This window comes from Mitsuaria sp. 7 (genome assembly GCF_001653795.1).
Lineage (GTDB): Bacteria > Pseudomonadota > Gammaproteobacteria > Burkholderiales > Burkholderiaceae_C > Roseateles.
On the sequence record NZ_CP011514.1, the window covers coordinates 840,099 to 858,081 of the forward strand.

Below are 17,983 nucleotides of genomic sequence, written 5' to 3' on the forward strand. Positions count from 1 at the left end.
GGCGACCGGTCGATCGGTCGGACGATCCGGCCCGCGGGCGATCGCGGAGCGGTCGTCGGTCGCGATCAGTCGCTCGTGAGCGGGGCCTGGACCTGGCGCGTCTTGCCGCCGTTCCAGACGGTCAGCGTGACCTTCTCGCCGACCTGGCGTTCCTCGAGTTCGCCGAGCAGGTCGTCGAGGTCGGCCACCGGTTTGCCGTTGACCGCGGTGATGACGTCGCCGCCCACGATGCGGCCGTCCCTGCCGCGCATGAACGGCTGCAAGCCCGCGCGCTGGGCGCCGCCGCCGGGTTGCAGGCCGATCAGCACGACGCCCTTGGGCAGGCGCAGGACCTGGCGCAGCTGCTCGCTGCCGGCGGTCAGTCCCAGCGCCGGCCGCGTCACGCGGCCGTGCTTGATCAGCTGCGGCACGACGCGGTTCACCTCGTCCGCCGGGATCGCGAAGCCGATGCCGTTGCTGCCGCCGCTCGGACTGAAGATCGAGGTGTTGACGCCGATCAGCCGGCCCGCCGAGTCCAGCAGCGGGCCGCCGGAGTTGCCGGGATTGATCGCCGCGTCGGTCTGGATCGCGCCGCGTATCGTGCGCTGCGTCATCGACTCGATCTCGCGGTTCAGCGCCGAGACGATGCCGCGCGTCAGCGTCTGGTCCAGCCCGAACGGGTTGCCGATCGCATACACCGTCTGTCCGACCAGCAGGTCGCGGCTGCTGCCCATGGGCACGGGCGTCAGCTTCTCGCGCGGCGCGACGATGCGCAGCACGGCCAGGTCGCGGTCCGGATCGACGCCGACCAGGGTCGCGTCGTACGCGCTCTGGTCCGACAGCGTGACCTTGGCCGCCGAGGCGCCGCGGATCACGTGGAAGTTGGTGACGATGTGGCCCAGCTCATCCCAGAGGAAGCCGCTGCCGGTCCCGCTGGGGACCTCCGTCACGTGGCGCGAGAACAGGTCGCGCTGCTGCGCCAGCGTCGTGATGTGGGCCACCGACGGCGACACCTTGCGGAACACCGCGATGTTGTTCTGCTCCTGCGCGTCCAGCGGGCCGCGCGGCGTCACGGGCCGGGGCTGGGCCTGAACGAGGCCCGACCCGACGAGGAGGGGGAGGAGAACGCCGACGAGGACACCGATGGATGCGGCGGAATGAAGCCGGCGCAAGACCTGGCACGACCGGAAGGACATGGCGATGAGGAAAGCCGTGAGACCGGGCGATTATGAAAGCTCCGCGTCGCCGCCGGCCCATCGGGCGATTTCGGCTTCGAGGTGCGCTGCGCGTTCGCGCAGCACGTCGGCGGTGGCCTTGAGCTGCAGGTGCGTGCGCACCCGCGCGAGCAGGATGGGCGGGCTGATCGGCTTGGTGATGTAGTCCACCGCGCCCAGCGACAGCCCGTGGCTCTCGTCCGCGGGGTCGGAGCGCGCGGTGAGGAACAGCACCGGGATGTCGCGCGTGATCGCGTCCGCCTTGAGCCAGCGGCAGAGCTCGTAGCCGTCCATGCCGGGCATCAGCACGTCCAGCAGGATGAGGTCGGGCCGGGGCGACTCGGCCGCGATGCGCAGCGCGCGGTCGCCGGTGGTCGCCACCTTGACGCGGTGCCGTTCCTTGAGCAGCTCGTACAGCTGCGACAGGACCTCGGGCGAGTCGTCCACGATCAGGATGGTCGGGCGTTGGTCTCCGTTCGTGGGGCTCATGGCAGAGGGTCCTCCATCGGTCGGGCGCCGCGAGACGGCGAGTCTGGCTATTCTGACGCGTGCGGCGTCCGGGGCCACAGGGCCTCCCCGGCGCCGTCGTCATGCGCCAGGCCGCGGCGCGCGGTCTCGAAATCGAATCGCGTCGCGGCGGCCAGGGCCTCGCGCAGGGCAGCGGCACGCGGCTCGTCCAGCCCGTGGCGGCCCCGGTCGATCTCCGCCAGGAGCCGCTCGGCGGTGTCCACCGCCGCGGCGTCGTGCTCACCCAGCTGGCGGCGCAGACGCGTCAGCCGCTCCTCCAGCTTCGGGATGCCAGGCGGCTGCGACAGATCGTACAGCGCGCCCGGCATCGTCGGCGGGCTGTCGTCCGCGAGCGTCTCCCCCAGCGCGTGCAACAGGCGGGACAGCGCGACGTGGACCGCCTGCGCCAGTTCGCGCCGCCGTGCCGCCGGCGCCTGCGCGCGGCAGGCGCTCTCCAGCGCGGCGGCGGCCTCGCTCAAGGGCAGCGCGCCTATGGTCGCGGACGAGCCCCGCAGCGAGTGGGCGATGTGCTCCAGCGCCCGCGGATCGTCGGACGCGGCCGCCTGGTCCAGCCGCTCGCCGGTCTCCTGCTGGGAGTGGAGGAAGATCCTCAGCAGGCGCAGGTACAGCCCGGCGTTGTTCGCGGCGGAGGCCATGCCGGAGCGCGCCTCGAGACCGTCGACGACGGGCAGCGCCGGCGCGCTGGCCGGACGCGGCCGGGCGGATCGGGTGGCCGCGGTGGACGGTGTCGATGGTGTCGATGGCATCGATGGCGGGGACCCGTGCGGCAGGCCGTGCGCCAGGGCATGCGCGTGCTGCGGCGGGGCCGGCACCGTCGCGCCCTCGACCGGGTGGACCCAGCGTGCCAGGACCTCGAACAGCATGTCGACGTTCAGGGGCTTGGCGATGTGGTCGTTCATGCCGGTGGCCAGGATGCGCGCGCGATCGGCGCCGGTGACGTTGGCCGTCAGCGCGATGACGGGCAGCTCGCGCCAGCGCGGGTCCTGGCGCAGTTGACGCGTGGCGTCGTAGCCGTCCATCACCGGCATCTGGCAGTCCATCAGCACGCCGTCGAAGCCGTCCGGCGACTGCTGCAGCCGTTCCAGCGCGATCGCGCCGTTGCCCGCGATGGTCACGGCGATGCCGGCGTTCGTCAGCAGTTCCTCGGCGAGTTCCTGGTTGACCTGGTTGTCTTCCACGACCAGCAGCCGCGCGCCGGCCAGACCCGCCATCGCCGCCTGGGTCGCGGCGCGGCGGGCGTGCGCGTCGGCCGACGCGCCGGAGGCGGCCGACGCGCCTGAAGCCCCCAAGGCGTCCCGCAGCGTGGCGTCCGTCACCGGCTTGGCCAACACCGGCAACGGCTGCTCCGTGGGCAGCTCGGCCATGGCCTCGTACAGCCCGTCGTCGTTGCCGAAGGCGGTCACCATCACGATGCGCGGCACCGGGTCTGCCTCCTCGATCAGCCGGGCCGCGGCGGCCACGCCGTCCAACCCCGGCATCCGCCAGTCCATCAGCACCCAGTCGAACGGGCGGTGCTCCCGCGCCGCGGCCTGCACCGCGCGCAACGCGCCCGCGCCGTCGAGGGCCTGATCCACGTGCAGGCCCAGACCTTGGCAGAGCGCGACGAGGACCTCGCGGGCGACGCGGTTGTCGTCGACCACCAGCACGCGGCCGCGCAGCGCCGCGGGTGCTTCCTCCTCCTCGTCATGGTCCTCAGGCGGGGCGATGCCCAGCCGCGCCGTGAAGTGCAGCATCAGGCCCGCCCCGGGCATCGAGTCCACGCGCAGCGTGCCGCCCATCATCTCCACCAGCATCCGGCACACGGCCAGCGCCAGATCGCCGCGATCGGGCGTGTCCGCGTCGATCTCCGCCGGCCGCCGTCCCAGCCGCGTCAGCTCCGCCGGCGACAACGAGGGGCCGCTGTCGCGGACGCTGAAGCGCAGCACGATGCCGTCCTCCCCGGGGGGCCTGGCGCTCTCCTTGGCGTTCTCCTTGTCGACCTTGCCCTCCTTGTTCTCCCCGTCCGTCACCACCGTCACGGCCACCACGACCTCGTCCTGCTCGCTGCGCCGCGCCGCATGCTTGCCGATGTGGGCCAGCACCTGGCCGAGGCGGAACGGGTCGCCGACCAGCGTCGCCGGCAACCCGGCCGGCACGCTCAGCAGCAGTTCCACGCCCTTTTCCTCCAGCCCCACGCCGACCACCTGCACCAGGTGCGCCAGCACCTCGTCGAGCTCGAACGGGATGTGCTCCAGCGCGAGCCGGCCGGCCTCGATGCGGCTGAAGTCGAGGATGTCGTCGATGACGCCGAGCAGCGTCTCCGCGGCGCGGCAGGTCTTGTCCACGTAGTTGCGCTGGCGCGCGTCGAGATCGGTCTGCAGCGCCAGCTCGGACATGCCGATGATCGCGTTCATCGGCGTGCGCAGCTCGTGGCTCATGTTGGCGAAGAAGTCGCCCTTGGCCCGCGTGGTGGCCTCGGCGGATTCACGCGCCACGCGGATCTCGTTCTCGGCGGACAGGCGGTCGGTCAGGTCCGTCAGCAGCACCAGCATCCCCGAGCGGCCGAAGTCCACCGGCAGGAAGGCCGCCTGGCAGATGCGGCGCACGCCGTGCGGGTCGACGATGCGCAGTTCGACGTCGACGTCGCCCCCGCCCCCGCCGGCGGCGCTCTCCAGCAGGGACTGCGCGCGCGCGCGGCTGTCCTCGTCCGCGTACACGTCGGGCCAGGGCTGGCCGATCTCTACATCGACCAGACGCCGGAGCGCCGGATTGGCGATGCTCACCACGCCGTCCGTGATCAGTCCGATGCCGGCGGGCGTGTGCTCGATGATGGTCATGAAACGCTCGCGCTGGCGCAGCAGGGCGATCTCCTGCGTCTGTCGCGCGGCGCTCAGCAGGAGGCTGCGCAGCAGCGCGGCCAGCGCGGCGAAGCACATCAGCGCGGACAGCAGTCCCAGTCCCGCCTGCGCCGGAACGCTGAGCGCGGTCGAGAGATCCGAGACGAGGACCATCCGCCACGGGCCGGCGGCGTCGCGCCAGCCGAGATCGCGCACCGCGACCGCGTGCCGATGTCCTTCGACCCGTGCGTCGCCGGCCTCGGGGGAGAAGGGCAGGGGTCGGGCGTTGCGCGGTTCGTCGAAGTGGCGTCCGTAGCGCCGGCCCGCGGTGAGCTGCCGCCTGCGCTCTTCGGACACGGAACCCGCGATCGTCAGCGCCCAGTCGGGACGCGTCGACGCCATCACCACGCCCTCGGGCGACAGGATCAGCGTGTCCATGTCCGCGCGCTCGGTCAGGAAGCGGTCCAGCGACGGCGCGTAGAACTGGGTGACCACGACGCCGATCACCGGGCTCCGGATGTCGCTGTCCCGGAAGACCGGCGCGCTCAGGTAGATCGACCGGCGCGACGTGGCCTGGCTGAGCGCCATCGAGATCGCGGAGCGCCCGGCCAGGGACTCGCGGAAATACGCGCGGTGGCTGGCGTCCTCACCCATCGGCGAGCGCTGCAGGCCGCGGTTCCATTCCCCGACGATCATGCCGTTGCGGTTGACCACGAAGGTCACGTCCGCGCCGAGCTGGTCGTTGATCGAGGACAGCGTGTCGGCGGCCGGCCGCAGGCGCAGGGCGGCCTGCAGCTCGGTCTGCAGGGCCGCCGCCTTCACGTCCGGGTCCAGGCGCCCCGCCAGGCGCAATGCGCCCATGGCCTTGCTCTCCTCCGTGAGGCCGCGGAACAGCAGGACCTCGCGGTCGATGGTGGTGGCCAGGCGGGCGCGCAGGCGGTCTTCGAGGACCCGCCGGGCCTGGTCGGCGACCAGCGCACCGACGAGCAGCGACAGCGCTGCCGCGATCAGCCACGCGGCGAGCGCATGGCGCGAGAGCAGCGTGGCCAGAGGCCTCATGTCGAGGATCCCCCGGCCGGCGCGCCGGCGTCCCAGCTGAGCAGCGCCAGCGCCTCGTCGAAACGGAATCCCGAAGCCGCCGCCGCGACGCGGCGCAGCAACTGGGCGCGGGCTGGCGGCGGGGGCCGTCGATCGAGCGCGGCCGCCAGCGCGCCGCCGATCTCCACGGCCGTCGCGTCGCTGTGCCGCAGCCGCTCGGCCAGGCGCGACAGCAGCGCTTCCAGCTCGGCGTCGGGAGCGACGGTGCTCGTGGCGTCGGCTCCCACGGCGACTCCCGCGAGTCCGGCGGTCTGCGGCGCTCCCGCGTCACCCGCCGCCGGGTCGGTCGTCGGGCCGCGTCGCAGGCGCGTCAGCGCCTCGAACAGGCGGTCCACGTTCAGCGGCTTGCTCAGGCAGCCGTTCATGCCGGCGGCGAGGATGCGCTCGCGCACTTCCAGGGACGCGCTGGCGGTCAGCGCGATGACGGGCAGCTCGCGCCAGCGCGGGTCCTGGCGCAGGCGGCGCGTGGTCTCGTAGCCGTCCATCTTCGGCATCTGGCAATCCATCAGCACCGCGTCGATGCCGGGGTCGGGGCGCGCCATCAGCTCGAGCGCGGTCTGACCGTCCGGGGCCAGCGTCACGTCCAGGCCGGCGGCGCGCAGCAGCTCGGCGCTCAGTTCGCCGCTGACCGGGTCGTCCTCGACGACCAGCAGCCGCGTGCCGGTCAGCCGCGCCATCGCCGCGCGCGTCGCACCGCCGCGCTGGGGCGCGAAGGTGGGGAGGCTCGCCCGGCCCGTCGCCTCCCCGATCGCCGACAACAGCGTCGAAGCGGTGACTGGCTTGCTCAGCAGCCGCGCCGGCCGATGGCGGGGATCCGCCTCGGCCACCGCGGCGGCGAGCGTCGCGTCGCGGCCGAAGGCGGTGACCAGCAGGATCGCCGGCGGCGAGGCCAGCCGACCGTCCGCGATGAGGCGGGTCGCCTCCAGGCCGTCCAGCACCGGCATCTGCCAGTCCATCAGCACCAGGTCGTAGGGGCGCTTCCCGGCCTCGGCCTCCAGCACGCATTGCGCGGCGTTGGCGCCGTTGACGGCCGTGTCCACGCGCATGCCGAAGCCCGCGCACAAGGCGCCGAGGATGTCCCGCGCGGCGCGGTTGTCGTCGGCCACCAGCACGCGCAGCTGCGACAGGTCGGCCATGACCGCCGAGACCCGCGTGGCCGTCGCACGGCTGCCCTGGCGCAGGCCGAGCCGCACCGTGAAGGAGAAGGTCGATCCCTCGCCCGGGCGCGACGTGACCTGGATGCGGCCGCCCATCATCTCGACCAGCTGGCGACTGACCGCCAGGCCCAGCCCGCTGCCGCCGTACTGGCGCGTCGTCGACGTGTCGGCCTGGTTGAAGCTGTGGAAGAGCCGCGAGATCGTCTCCTGCGTCATGCCGATGCCCGAGTCGGCGACGCTGAAGCGCAGCTCGACCTCGTCCTCCGCGCCATCGCCCGCGCCATCGCCCGAACCATCGCCCGCCGGCACGCGCTCCACCGCGACGATGACCTCCCCGCTGTCCGTGAACTTCACGGCATTGGCGCCCAGGTTGATCAGCACCTGGCCGAGCCGCATCGGATCGCCGATCAACGCGTCGGGGACGTCGGCGGGGCGATGGATCAGCAGCTCCACGCCCTTGTCCTCCGCGCGCAGGCCGATCAGGTCGACAAGGCGGTCCAGCACCGCGTCGAGCTGGAAGGGCACCCGCTCCAGCGCGATGCGGCCGGACTCGATGCTGTTGAAATCGAGGATGTCGTCGATCAGGTCGAGCAGGCTGAGCGCCGCGCCGTTGACCTTCTCGAGGTAGTTGCGCTGGCGCGCGTCCAGGCCGGTCTGCAGCGCCAGGTCCGACATGCCCACGATCACGTTCATCGGCGAGCGGATCTCGTGGCCCATGCCGGCCAGGAAGCTGGACTTGGCGCGGGCCGCGTCCTTGGCGGCCTCCATCGCCCGGCGCGCCTCGCGCGCGGCCTCCTGGCGCCGGGTGATGTCGACCAGCCACAGCACCACGCCGGGCTTGTCGCCCTCGTAGTCGAAGGGCATCGACGAGAGCACGTAGGCGCGCGTCTCGCCGCCGGCGCCGATCAGCCCGACCTCCACGTCCCGCATGCGGCGCCGTTCGCGCAGCACCGCGTCGATCAGTTCGCGGCTGGCGTCGTCCGCGTACGGACGGGGCCAGTCCTGGAACTGCGCGATCCCCAGCTGTTCGGCCAGCAGGGGATTGAGGAATTCGATCCGGCCGTTCACGATCAGGCAGACCCCGACCGGCGCCATGCGGAACATGGTGCGGACCGCGTCGGCGCGCGTGACCATCGCCGCGGCCTGCAGCTCGCGCTCGCGTCGATGGACGGCGATCTGCCGCGTCAGCGCGTAGCCCCCCAGCAGCAGCGCCGCGATCAGGGCCGCCGCCGCCAGCCGCTGCTGCGCGCTCCAGGCGGCGGACAGGTCGTCCAGCAGGACCAGACGCCAGGGACCGGCGGGATCGTTCCACTCGACGGTCGTCTCGGCGACGGCCAGACGCCGGCCGTCGACCTCGACCACCGCGCCGTCGACGGGATCGAAGGGCACCACGCGCGCCCGGGCCGGGTCACGGAAGAGGTCCGCGAAACGTCGCATCGCGGTCAGCGCCTCGGCGCGTTCCGCCGTGACCGGCCCCACGAGCGCCAACTCCCAGTCCGGACGGCTCGCCGCGAAGACCACGCCCTGCGGCGAGATGAGCATCCCGCCCGCATGGGCCCGCGATTTGAAGAAATCGTCCAGCACCGAAGACAGCTTGCGGGCGACCACCGCGCCGGTCACGGTGAGGCTGCCGGTGGCGTGGTTCTCGAACACCGGCGCGGCGTAGAGGAGCGTGCGGATCTTCCGGTCGGGACTCAGCCCCGTGTAGATCGACGACCGGCCCTTCAGCGCCTGCTGGACGTAGGAGCGGGACGACAGGTCGCGGCCGATGAAGGATTCCGTCTGGTCCGGTCCCCACTCCCCCACCACCATGCCGTTCCCGTTGAGGACGATGACGCCGGCGCTCTCCAGGACCTCGGCGAGGGTCCGCAGCGGGGCCTCCCCGGGCCGCAACAGCCGCGCCCGGTCGGCGTCGGTCTCCCTCGTCATCGTCTTGACCAGAGGGTCGACCAGCCCGATCAGTTCGACGGCGCCCATGTCCTTGCCCGACAGGGTGATCTGGACCAGCGAGAGGCCCTCGCGTTCCGTCGTCGTCTGCAAGGCGCGATGCAGCTGGTTCTCCAGGTACCAGCGCTGCGCGGCGCTCAGGCCCCAGCCCGCCGCGATCGAGACGACGAGGGCGGCGCCCCAGGCGATCGCGGACCGGTCGGGCCAGACCCACCTGCTGCGATCGCCGGGCAGCCGCATCAGTGCCCCCGGTCGACGCCGATCGGTGTGAGATCGGGCGGACTCACCGTCTCCATCCAGGCGCGCTTGCGCGCGAGCGAGGCGTCGTCGTCGGCGAAGCGCCGCGCGATCGACTGGAACTCCGGCTGGATGCGCAGGAACGCCTCGACGACGTCCGGATCGAAGTGCGTGCCGCTGCCCTCGGCGATGATCGCCGCCGCCTCCTCGTGCGTCATGCCGTCCTTGTAGACGCGCCGGCTGATCAGCGCGTCGTAGACGTCCGCCAGCGCCATCAGCCGCGCGGACAGCGGGATGGCCTCGCCCCGCAGCCCTTGCGGGTAGCCCGAGCCGTCCCACTTCTCCTGGTGGCAGTAGGCGATGTCCTTGGCCGTGGACAGGAAGGCCACCGGCGTGCCCAGCTGCGACTCGGCCTGCTGGATGGCGTCGCGGCCGAGCGCCGGGTGCGACTTCATGACCTCGAACTCGTCCGGCGTGAAGCGCCCCGGCTTGAGCAGGATGCGGTCGGGGATGCCGATCTTGCCGATGTCGTGCAGCGGCGCCGACTTGAACAGCGTGGCGATGAAGCCCGGCGCGCGCAGCTCGCGGCAGCGCGGGTGGTCCTGCAGCGCCTCGGCCAGCGCCCGCACGTAATGCTGGGTACGGCGGATGTGGTTGCCCGTGTCGCTGTCGCGCGTCTCGGCCAGCGAGGCCATCGCCAGGATGGTGACGTCCTGGATGGCGGCCAGTTCCTCGCTGCGGCGCGCCACCTCGGCCTCCAGGTAGGCGGCCTTGTCGCGCAGGAAATCGGCGCTGGCCTTGAGCTGCAGATGCGTGCGCACGCGCGCCATCACGATGGGCGGGCTGATCGGCTTGGTGATGTAGTCGACAGCGCCCAGCGACAGCCCGCGGGTCTCGTCGGCGACGTCGGACCTGGCCGTCAGGAAGATCACCGGCACGTCGCGTGTCGCCGGATCGGCCTTCAGGCGCCGGCAGACCTCGTGGCCGTCCATGCCGGGCATCATGACGTCCAGCAGGATCAGGTCGGGCCGGGGCTCGGCGCCGGCGATGGCCAGGGCCTTCTCGCCGTGGTTGGCGATCTTCACGCGGTAGCGGTCGCGCAGCAGCTCGCTCATCAGCAGCAGGTTGTCGGGCGTGTCGTCCACGACCAGCACGGTGGCGCCGTCCGACGGATCGGCGGCGTCCCTGCGATCCGCGGCGCCGGCGGCGGAGGTGAGGTCGTTCATGCGGGTCTCCCGGAGGACGCCGCGCGTTCGTCGTCGTTCAGCCAGTCGAGCGCGCCGTCGAAGTCGAAGCGGGCCGCGGAATCCGCCGCGCGACGCAGCAGACGGGCCCGGGCGGTCGGCAGCGGCAGGCGGTCGAGCAGCGCGGTCAGCTCCTGCGCCGCGTCGGTGGCCGAGGAGTCGCTGTCGCGCAGCAGCGCCGTCAGCCGCGCGAGCAGCGCGTCCAGGTGCTCGCGCGAGCCGTCGTCCAGTGTCGGTGCGGCGACTACCGGGGGCGGGGTCGCGGAAACAGTCGCGGACGCGGTCGCGGACGCGGTCGGGGAGAGGGCGGTCGGGGACCAGGAGGGTGAGGAGGGCGCCGACGCCGACGACGCAGCGGACGTCGCCTGCGTCATCGCTTCCCGCGCGAGGTGCCGGCCCAGCGACACCAGCAGCGTCGCCAGCAGCGACTGCGCGCGGATCAGCAGCGGCTCGCGCTCGGCGGCGGAGGCGCGCTGCGAGCAGGCCTCCTCGAGCGCGCCGGCCGCCGCGGCCAGCGGCCGGGCGCCCAGCGTGCCGGCCGCGCCGCGCAGCGAGTGCGCGAGCCGCGTCATCGTGGTCGCATCGCCCGCCGTGGCGGCTTCGGCGAAGTCGGCGGCGAAACCGGTCTGCGTGTCGTGGAAGGTGCGCAGCAGCTTGCGGTAGAGCGGCAGATGGCCCGCCGCCGTCGCCAGCCCCGCCTGCACGTCCAGTCCGGCGATCTGCGGCAGGCTGTCGGGCCTGGCCGCGGGGCCCGTGCCGCCTGCGTTGCCTGCGCTGCCCACGCCGTCGGCGCCGTCCGTCCCGGTCCCGCCGGGCTCGAGGACCTCGCTGCGCCCGTGCTGCGTGTCCACGCGCCGGCCCGCGCCGGAGCGGGTGTCCATCGGGACCTCCGCGGCGGGCATCGCGGGATGCACCCAGCGCGCGAGGGTCTCGAACAGCAGGTCGACGTTGAGCGGCTTGGCGAGGTGGTCGTTCATGCCGGCTTCCAGGACGCGCTCACGGTCGCCGCTCATCGCGTTGGCGGTCATCGCGATGACGGGCAGGTCCGCCCAGCGCGGCTGGGCGCGCAGTGCGCGGGTGGCGGCGTAGCCGTCCAGCACCGGCATCTGGCAGTCCATCAGCACGCCGTCGAAGCCTTCGGGCGAGGCCTCCAGCAGGTCCAGCGCGACGCGCCCGTTGCAGGCCAGGGTCACGTGCACGCCCGCGTCCTCCAGCAGCGCGGTGACGAGTTCCTGGTTCAGCTCGTTGTCCTCCGCCACGAGCAGCCGGGCGCCGGCCACCAGCCGCATCGCCTCGCGCGCGGAGTCGCGCCGGCGCTGCGCCGCCGGGGCGGGCAGGTCGGCGTGGCCGAGCGCCTCGCCGATGGCGCCCAGCATCGACGACGCGGTCACCGGCTTGGTCAGCAGCACCGGCCGGCGCGCCTGGCCCGAGGATTGACCGGCGGCGGCCAGCGCCGCGGTCAGCGAGTCGTCGCGCCCGAACGAGGTCACCAGCACCACGGCCGGCGGCACCCGCAGCCGCCCGTCGACGAGCTGGCGCGTGGCTTCGATGCCGTCGAGCACCGGCATCTGCCAGTCCATCAGCACCAGCGCGTAGGGCCGGCCGTCGGCCTGCGCGCGCTCGGCGTCGCGCACGGCCTCGGCGCCGTCGGCGGCGGTGGAGACCTCCAGCCCGAAGCCCGCGCCCAGCGTGGACAGGATCTCGCGCGCGGCGCGGTTGTCGTCGACCACCAGCGTGCGCAAGTGCGCCAGTTCGTGCGCCATCAGCGCGCGGCGCGCGGGCAGGTCGGAGCCCTCGGCCTGCAGCACGAAGCGGGCCGTGAAGTGGAAGGTCGAGCCTTCGCCCGGCGTCGATTCCAGCCAGATCCGTCCGCCCATCATCTCCACCAGCTGCTTGCAGATCGCCAGGCCCAGGCCGCTGCCGCCGTACTTGCGCGTGGTGGAACTGTCGGCCTGGCTGAAACTGCGGAAGAGCCGGGCCTGCTGGTCCGGCGTCATGCCGATGCCGGTGTCGCGGACCTGGAAGTGGAGCTCGACCTCGGGCGCGCAAGCGGCGACGACGTCCAGCGCGGCGAGGTCCGCCCCGGCCGACGGGCCCACCGCCGCCGCCGTCTGTTCCGGCGCGAGGGTCACGGCCTCGATGCCGACGATGATCTCGCCGTGGTCGGTGAACTTGGCGGCGTTGTTGCCCAGGTTCACCAGCACCTGGCCCAGGCGCAGCGGGTCGCCGATCAGCGCCGTGGGCAGGTCCGGCGGCACGTTCAGCAGCAGCTCCAACCCCTTGTCCTCGACGCGGAAGCCGATCAGGTTGACCAGGTGGTCCAGCACGTCCTCCATCCGGAAGGGCACGCACTCCAGGCTGAGCTTGCCGGCCTCGATGCGGCTGAAGTCCAGGATGTCGTCGATGACGCCGAGCAGGTTCTCGGCGGAGCGGTGCACCTTCTCGATGTAGTTGCGCTGGCGGGCGTCCAGCCCGGTCTGCAGGGCCAGATGGGACATGCCGATGATGGCGTTCATCGGCGTGCGGATCTCGTGGCTCATGTTGGCCAGGAAGTCCGACTTGGCGCGGGTGGCGCCCTCGGCGTCCTCCTTGGCGCGCTGCAGGGTCTCCTGGGCGCGTTCGCGTTCGGCCAGCAGCGACTGCAGCTGGCGGTGCTGGGCCTGCAGCTCCAGGTCCTTGCGGTCGCGCGACGCGCTGTGCGCCAGGCTGCGCAGGCTCGCCGCCAGCAGCCCGAAGGCGAGCAGCGCCACGAGCGCGGTGATCCCCACCCGCGTCGCGCTGGGCTCCAGCGCGTCCAGGTCGCCCAGCAGCACCAACCGCCAGGGACCGGTCGGATCGTTCCAGGACACGTCGGCGTGCGCGACGGCGTGCCGCACGCCGCCGATCTCCACGTCGGGGCCGTCCAGCGTGAACGGCAGGCTGCGCGAGCGCGCGGCGTCCTCGAAGAGCTTGCCGAACTGGCGGGCCGCGGTGATCGCCTGGGCCCGCTGCGGCGTGGCGGGGCCGTGCAGGATCATGCGCCAGTCGCGCCGGCTGGACGCCAGCACCACGCCCGAGGGCGAGATGAGCAGCGCCCCCGCGTAGCTGCGGGTGTCGAGGAAATGGTCCAGCCCGTCGACGTAGACCCGGGCGACGACCGCGCCGACGATCTCGCTGTCCTTGCCCGGACGGCGGTACACCGGCGCGGCGAGCCAGTAGACGCGCTGGCCGGTGCTGAGGCTGATGCCCGCGAAGACGTTGGGCTGGCCGCGCATCGCCTGGCGGAAGTACTGGCGGAAGGCGACGTCCAGGCCGATGGGGGAGGAACCCTCGTCGTCCCAGGCCGCGATGATGCGGCCGCGCGCGTTCACGACGAACACCTGCTGCGCGCCGACGCTGGTGGCGATCACCTCCAGCGTGTCGGCGGCGGGGCGCGTGCGGCGCGTCTCCTCGAAGTCGGTGAGCGTGGCGGTGGTCTTGAGCGACGGGTTCAACTGCCCCGCGAGCACGATGGCGCCCATGCCCTGGCCGGTGAGGGTCAGGCCTTGCAGCGCGAGCGCCTCGCGCTGGGCGGCGTTGTTCAGGCTGCGCTGGAAGTCATGCTCCAGCGAGCGGCGGTGCAACTCGCTCGCGGCGATGCCGAGCGCGAGCGCGGCCCCTGCGGCCAGCGCCCAGGCGAGCGGGCGATGTGCCAGCAGCCAGTCGGAGACACGACCCATCCTCTCCTCCCAAGGAACGCCCCGCGTGCGTGCGCGGGGCGACGGTGGATGAACGCCGGTTCAGTGTAGGGGAGGCGGCGCCCGGCGCAAGCCCCCGTGCGGACGGCGGTTCGACGAGGCGCTCAGCGCGCGGTCGCCGTGTCCTTCGTGTCGGGACCGGCGGCGAACCAGCGCTCGCGGGCCCGGGCGACCAGGGCCTTCGCCTGTGCGACGTCGTCCGCCAGGACGGCGGAAGGCCGGCGGATGGCGGAGCCGGTCGACTGGAAGAGGGGCTCCATGACCTCGCGCAATCGCTCCGAGCGCATCGCGCCGATCTCCCGCAGCGACTCGACCTTCCGGAGAACGACCTCGATGACGGGCACCGAGGCCGTCATGAAGGTCGCCTTCAGCGGAGAGGGGCCACCGGCGGTAGACACCGTGCGCCCCCGCGCGTCATAGCCGCCGAAGCCGGGCGCGCCCAGTGCCTTGAGGAAATCCGCCTCGGTGATCGTGCCCCGCCTGACGGCCAACGACAGCAATTCGAGCGAGGCCGCGAGCGTGGCGGTGCTGCCCAGCAGGGCACGTTGCACCAGCGTTTCCCCGTTCCACGCCTGGAGCAGCACCGAGGCGAAGTCGGTGTCCGGGAGCACACCCTTGTCATGCAGGGCCACGAGCGCCTCCGCGTACTCGCCGAGGCCACGCCAATCGGTCTTGGCGGCGAGCACATGCAGCGCGGGGCTCTGGGCGTCGTCGCTCGCACGGAACAGCGCCAGGGCCTCGGCGGGATCCAGCCTGCCGGCGGCGATCAGGTCGGAGATCCCGTCCAGCAGTTGACGCAGCGCGACGGTGCCCGTCTGCGCGCAGATCTCCTGCCAGGCCGAGCCGCCGTAGGCGTCCTGGCTCAACAGGACGTGGAGCAGGCCGGCCGGACTCAACCGGCCCTCCCGTGCCTGCCGCAGCAGCAGCGCCAGTTCGTCGCGGACGCTGGAAGGCGCGTTCGCCTTCAAGGCGGCCAACAACGGATGCAGGGGGGGCGGGCCCTCGGGGGTGCTCTCGAAGCCGGACTCGAAGCGGGCAGACGGGTAGTCGATCATGGGATCTCGAGGTGAGGGTCGGAGCTGCTTTGTCGCGTACGCCGCAGGCCGGTTCGATCGACTTGCAGGAGGCAGGGGCCGGATGCAGGGGGGGCGGATGCAGGGGGCCGGACGCGGGGTCGTCCTACACCTGCGACGCTGAGGCCTGGGTAGCATCGGTCGACATGGACAGCGCGAATGCCCCACGGGCCGGGGAGACGGTGCAGACGACGGGGGGCAGGGCGGACGCCGGCGCGCCGGCGGCCGGCGATCTCGTCGTCGCGAGGCCCGAGGGGCTCTACTGCCCGCCCGGCGATTTCTACATCGACCCGTGGCGGCCGGTGGACCGCGCCGTGATCACCCACGGCCACAGCGACCATGCGCGCGTGGGCCACGCGCACTACCTGGCGCAGCACGACAGCGCCGCGATCCTGCGGCGCCGGCTCGGCGACGACATCACGCTGCAGACGCTCGCGTATGGCGAGGCGATCGTGCATCACGGGGTGCGCCTGTCGCTGCATCCGGCCGGACACGTGCTGGGGTCGGCGCAGGTGCGGCTCGAACACGGCGGGCGGGTCTGGGTCGCGTCGGGCGACTACAAGCTGGAAGCCGACGGCACCAACGCGCCCTTCGAGCCGGTGCGCTGCGACACCTTCATCACCGAATCGACCTTCGGTCTGCCGATCTACCGCTGGCCTTCGCAGCCGGCGCTGTTCGCCGAGATCAACGACTGGTGGCGCCGCAACGCGGAGGCGGGCCGCGCCTCGGTGCTCTACGCCTATGCGCTGGGCAAGGCGCAGCGGCTGCTGCACGGCGTGGATGCGTCCATCGGCCCGATCGTGGCGCACGGCGCCGTGGAGCCGCTGAACGCCGTCTACCGCGCGGCCGGCGTGCGCCTGCCGCCGACCTTCAACGCCGGCGACCCCGCGCTGGACAAAGCCGCGTTGTCGCGCGCGCTCGTGATCGCGCCGCCGTCGGCGGCGAGCTCGCCATGGCTGAAACGTTTCGGCCCGGACCTCGCGGACGCCTTCGCCAGCGGGTGGATGCAGCTGCGCGGCACGCGGCGCCGGCGCGGTGTCGACCGCGGCTTCGTGGTGTCCGACCACGCCGACTGGCCGGGCCTGATGGCGGCCATCCGGGGCACCGGCGCCGAACGCGTTTTCGTCACGCACGGCAGCGTCGCGACGATGGTGCGCTGGCTGGGCGAGCAGGGCCTGCGGGCGCAGGGTTTCGCGACCGAGTACGGGGACGAGGAGGCGGCCGGAGATACGGCGGCCGGAGATACGGCGCCCGGAGATGCGGCGGGCGGTGATGCGCCGGCGTCGCCGTCGGAGCCTGCGCAATGAAAGCCTTCGCCGCGCTGTACCGCGACCTGGACGCCTCGACTTCCAACCTCGCGAAGCAGGCCGCGCTGCGGGGCTACCTGCGCCAGGCGCCGCCGGAGGACGCCGCGTGGGCGGTGTACTTCCTGGCCGGCGGCAAGCCGCGACAGCTGGTGCCGACCAAGCTGCTGCGCGAGCAGGCGCGTCTGGTGGCCGGCCTGCCCGAGTGGCTCTTCGACGAGAGCTACGAGGCGGTCGGCGATCTGGCCGAGACCATCTCGCTGCTGCTGCCCGAGCCCGCGGAGGTCATCGAGCGGCCGCTGTCGGTCTGGATGACGGAGCACCTGCTGCCGCTGCGCGGGCAGCCGCCGGAAGCGCTCGCCGTGACGTTGCAGGCGCAGTGGGCCGCGCTGGCGATCGAGCAGCGCTTCGTCCACCTCAAGCTCATCACCGGCGCGTTCCGTGTCGGCGTGTCGAAGCTGCAGGTGACGCAGGCGCTCGCCGCGGTCGGCGGGCTGGATGCCAAGCTCGTCGCGCAGCGGCTCATGGGCTACACCCACATCGGCGCGACGCCATCCGCGGCCGACTACGCCGCGCTCATCGCGCCCGCGGACCACGAAGGCGCCGACGGTGCCGGCCGCGGCCTGCAGCCGTATCCGTTCTTCCTCGCGCATCCGTTCAACCTGCCCGTCGAACAGTTCGACGCCGCGATCGGGCCGGCCTCGGAGTGGCTGATCGAGTGGAAGTGGGACGGCATCCGCGCGCAGCTGGTGAAGCGCGGCGGCGAGGTGGCGATCTGGTCGCGCGGCGAGGAGCTCGTCACCGAGCGCTTTCCCGAGTTGCGCGCGATGGGCGAGGCCTTGCCCGATGGCACCGTGCTCGACGGCGAGATCCTGGTCTGGCGCGACGGCCGCGCGATGCCGTTCGCGGAGCTGCAGAAGCGCATCGGCCGCAAGACCCTGAGCGCGAAGCTGCTGGGCGAACTGCCGGCGGCGCTGTGCGTCTACGACCTGCTCGAGGAGAATGGCGAGGACCTGCGTGGGCAGCCGCAGCACGAGCGACGCGCGCGACTGGAACGGCTCGTCGCCGCGCATCCGCTGGCGGGGCTTGAACTCAGTCCGCTCATCAGCGGCGCGGACTGGGACGACCTCGCCCGGCAGCGCGAGCAGGCGCGCTCGCTCGGCGTGGAGGGGATGATGCTCAAGCGCCGGGACGCGCGCTACGGCGTCGGCCGCACCAAGGACGTCGGCGTCTGGTGGAAGTGGAAGATCGACCCGCTCTCCATCGACGCAGTGCTCATCTACGCGCAGCGCGGCCATGGGCGGCGCGCCAGCCTCTACACCGACTACACCTTCGCCGTCTGGAACGGCCCCGCGGACGATCCGGCCCGGCAGCTGGTGCCGTTCGCGAAGGCGTATTCGGGGCTCACCGACGCCGAGATCCGCAGCGTCGACGCGGTGATCCGCAAGACGACGACCGAGACCTTCGGTCCGGTGCGCAGCGTGACGCCGACGATGGTGTTCGAGCTGGGCTTCGAAGGCATCGCGCGCAGCGGCCGGCACAAGAGCGGCATCGCGGTGCGCTTCCCTCGCATGCTGCGTCGGCGCGAGGACAAGCCGGTCGAGGAAGCCGATACCTTGCAGTCGTTGCAGGCGCTGCTGCCGGAGGAGGGCGCGTGACCGGCGATAGTG

8 protein-coding genes and 1 pseudogene are annotated in these 17,983 nt (G+C 72.7%); 2 read left to right on the forward strand and 7 right to left on the reverse strand.

Annotated features, from left to right (window positions below):
• Positions 1 to 65: 65 nt before the first annotated feature.
• The 7 genes and pseudogenes from ABE85_RS03725 to ABE85_RS03755 all read right to left on the reverse strand — a co-directional run bounded on the left by ABE85_RS03725 (position 66) and on the right by ABE85_RS03755 (position 14,991).
• Positions 66 to 1,052 carry a S1C family serine protease gene (locus ABE85_RS03725; RefSeq protein ID WP_231993222.1) on the reverse strand — a complete coding sequence of 329 codons (987 nt, stop codon included), beginning with the start codon at positions 1,050 to 1,052 and terminating at the stop codon, positions 66 to 68.
• Positions 1,053 to 1,238: 186 nt separating this feature from the next.
• Positions 1,239 to 1,682, reverse strand: a pseudogene (locus tag ABE85_RS03730) (two-component system response regulator); the annotation flags it as partial.
• 47 nt (positions 1,683 to 1,729) lie between these two features.
• Positions 1,730 to 5,596 carry a response regulator gene (locus ABE85_RS03735; protein ID WP_067270124.1) on the reverse strand — a complete coding sequence of 1,289 codons (3,867 nt, stop codon included), beginning with the start codon at positions 5,594 to 5,596 and terminating at the stop codon, positions 1,730 to 1,732.
• Positions 5,593 to 8,979 carry a response regulator gene (locus tag ABE85_RS03740; protein ID WP_067270125.1) on the reverse strand — a complete coding sequence of 1,129 codons (3,387 nt, stop codon included), beginning with the start codon at positions 8,977 to 8,979 and terminating at the stop codon, positions 5,593 to 5,595. The genes ABE85_RS03735 and ABE85_RS03740 overlap by 4 nt, the downstream gene beginning before the upstream one ends.
• Positions 8,979 to 10,202: a two-component system response regulator gene (locus ABE85_RS03745; RefSeq protein ID WP_082938292.1), complete on the reverse strand. Its 1,224-nt coding sequence runs from the start codon at positions 10,200 to 10,202 to the stop codon at positions 8,979 to 8,981. Before ABE85_RS03745 ends, ABE85_RS03740 begins: the two co-directional genes overlap by 1 nt.
• Positions 10,199 to 13,918 (reverse strand): response regulator, encoded by a 3,720-nt coding sequence (locus tag ABE85_RS03750; RefSeq protein WP_067270126.1) that lies wholly within the window; start codon positions 13,916 to 13,918, stop codon positions 10,199 to 10,201. The genes ABE85_RS03745 and ABE85_RS03750 overlap by 4 nt, the downstream gene beginning before the upstream one ends.
• A 122-nt stretch (positions 13,919 to 14,040) precedes the next feature.
• Positions 14,041 to 14,991, reverse strand: coding sequence for a hypothetical protein (locus tag ABE85_RS03755; RefSeq protein WP_067270128.1), 951 nt, complete (start codon positions 14,989 to 14,991; stop codon positions 14,041 to 14,043).
• Between the two features lie 164 nt (positions 14,992 to 15,155).
• Here ABE85_RS03755 and ABE85_RS03760 point away from each other — a divergent pair, with 164 nt between their 5' ends.
• Positions 15,156 to 16,316: a ligase-associated DNA damage response exonuclease gene (locus tag ABE85_RS03760; protein ID WP_082938293.1), complete on the forward strand. Its 1,161-nt coding sequence runs from the start codon at positions 15,156 to 15,158 to the stop codon at positions 16,314 to 16,316.
• The gene (locus tag ABE85_RS03765; RefSeq protein ID WP_067270132.1) at positions 16,313 to 17,971 is read left to right on the forward strand and encodes an ATP-dependent DNA ligase; all 1,659 of its coding nucleotides are present in this window, start codon (positions 16,313 to 16,315) and stop codon (positions 17,969 to 17,971) included. Before ABE85_RS03760 ends, ABE85_RS03765 begins: the two co-directional genes overlap by 4 nt.
• The last annotated feature ends 12 nt before the right edge of the window (positions 17,972 to 17,983 follow it).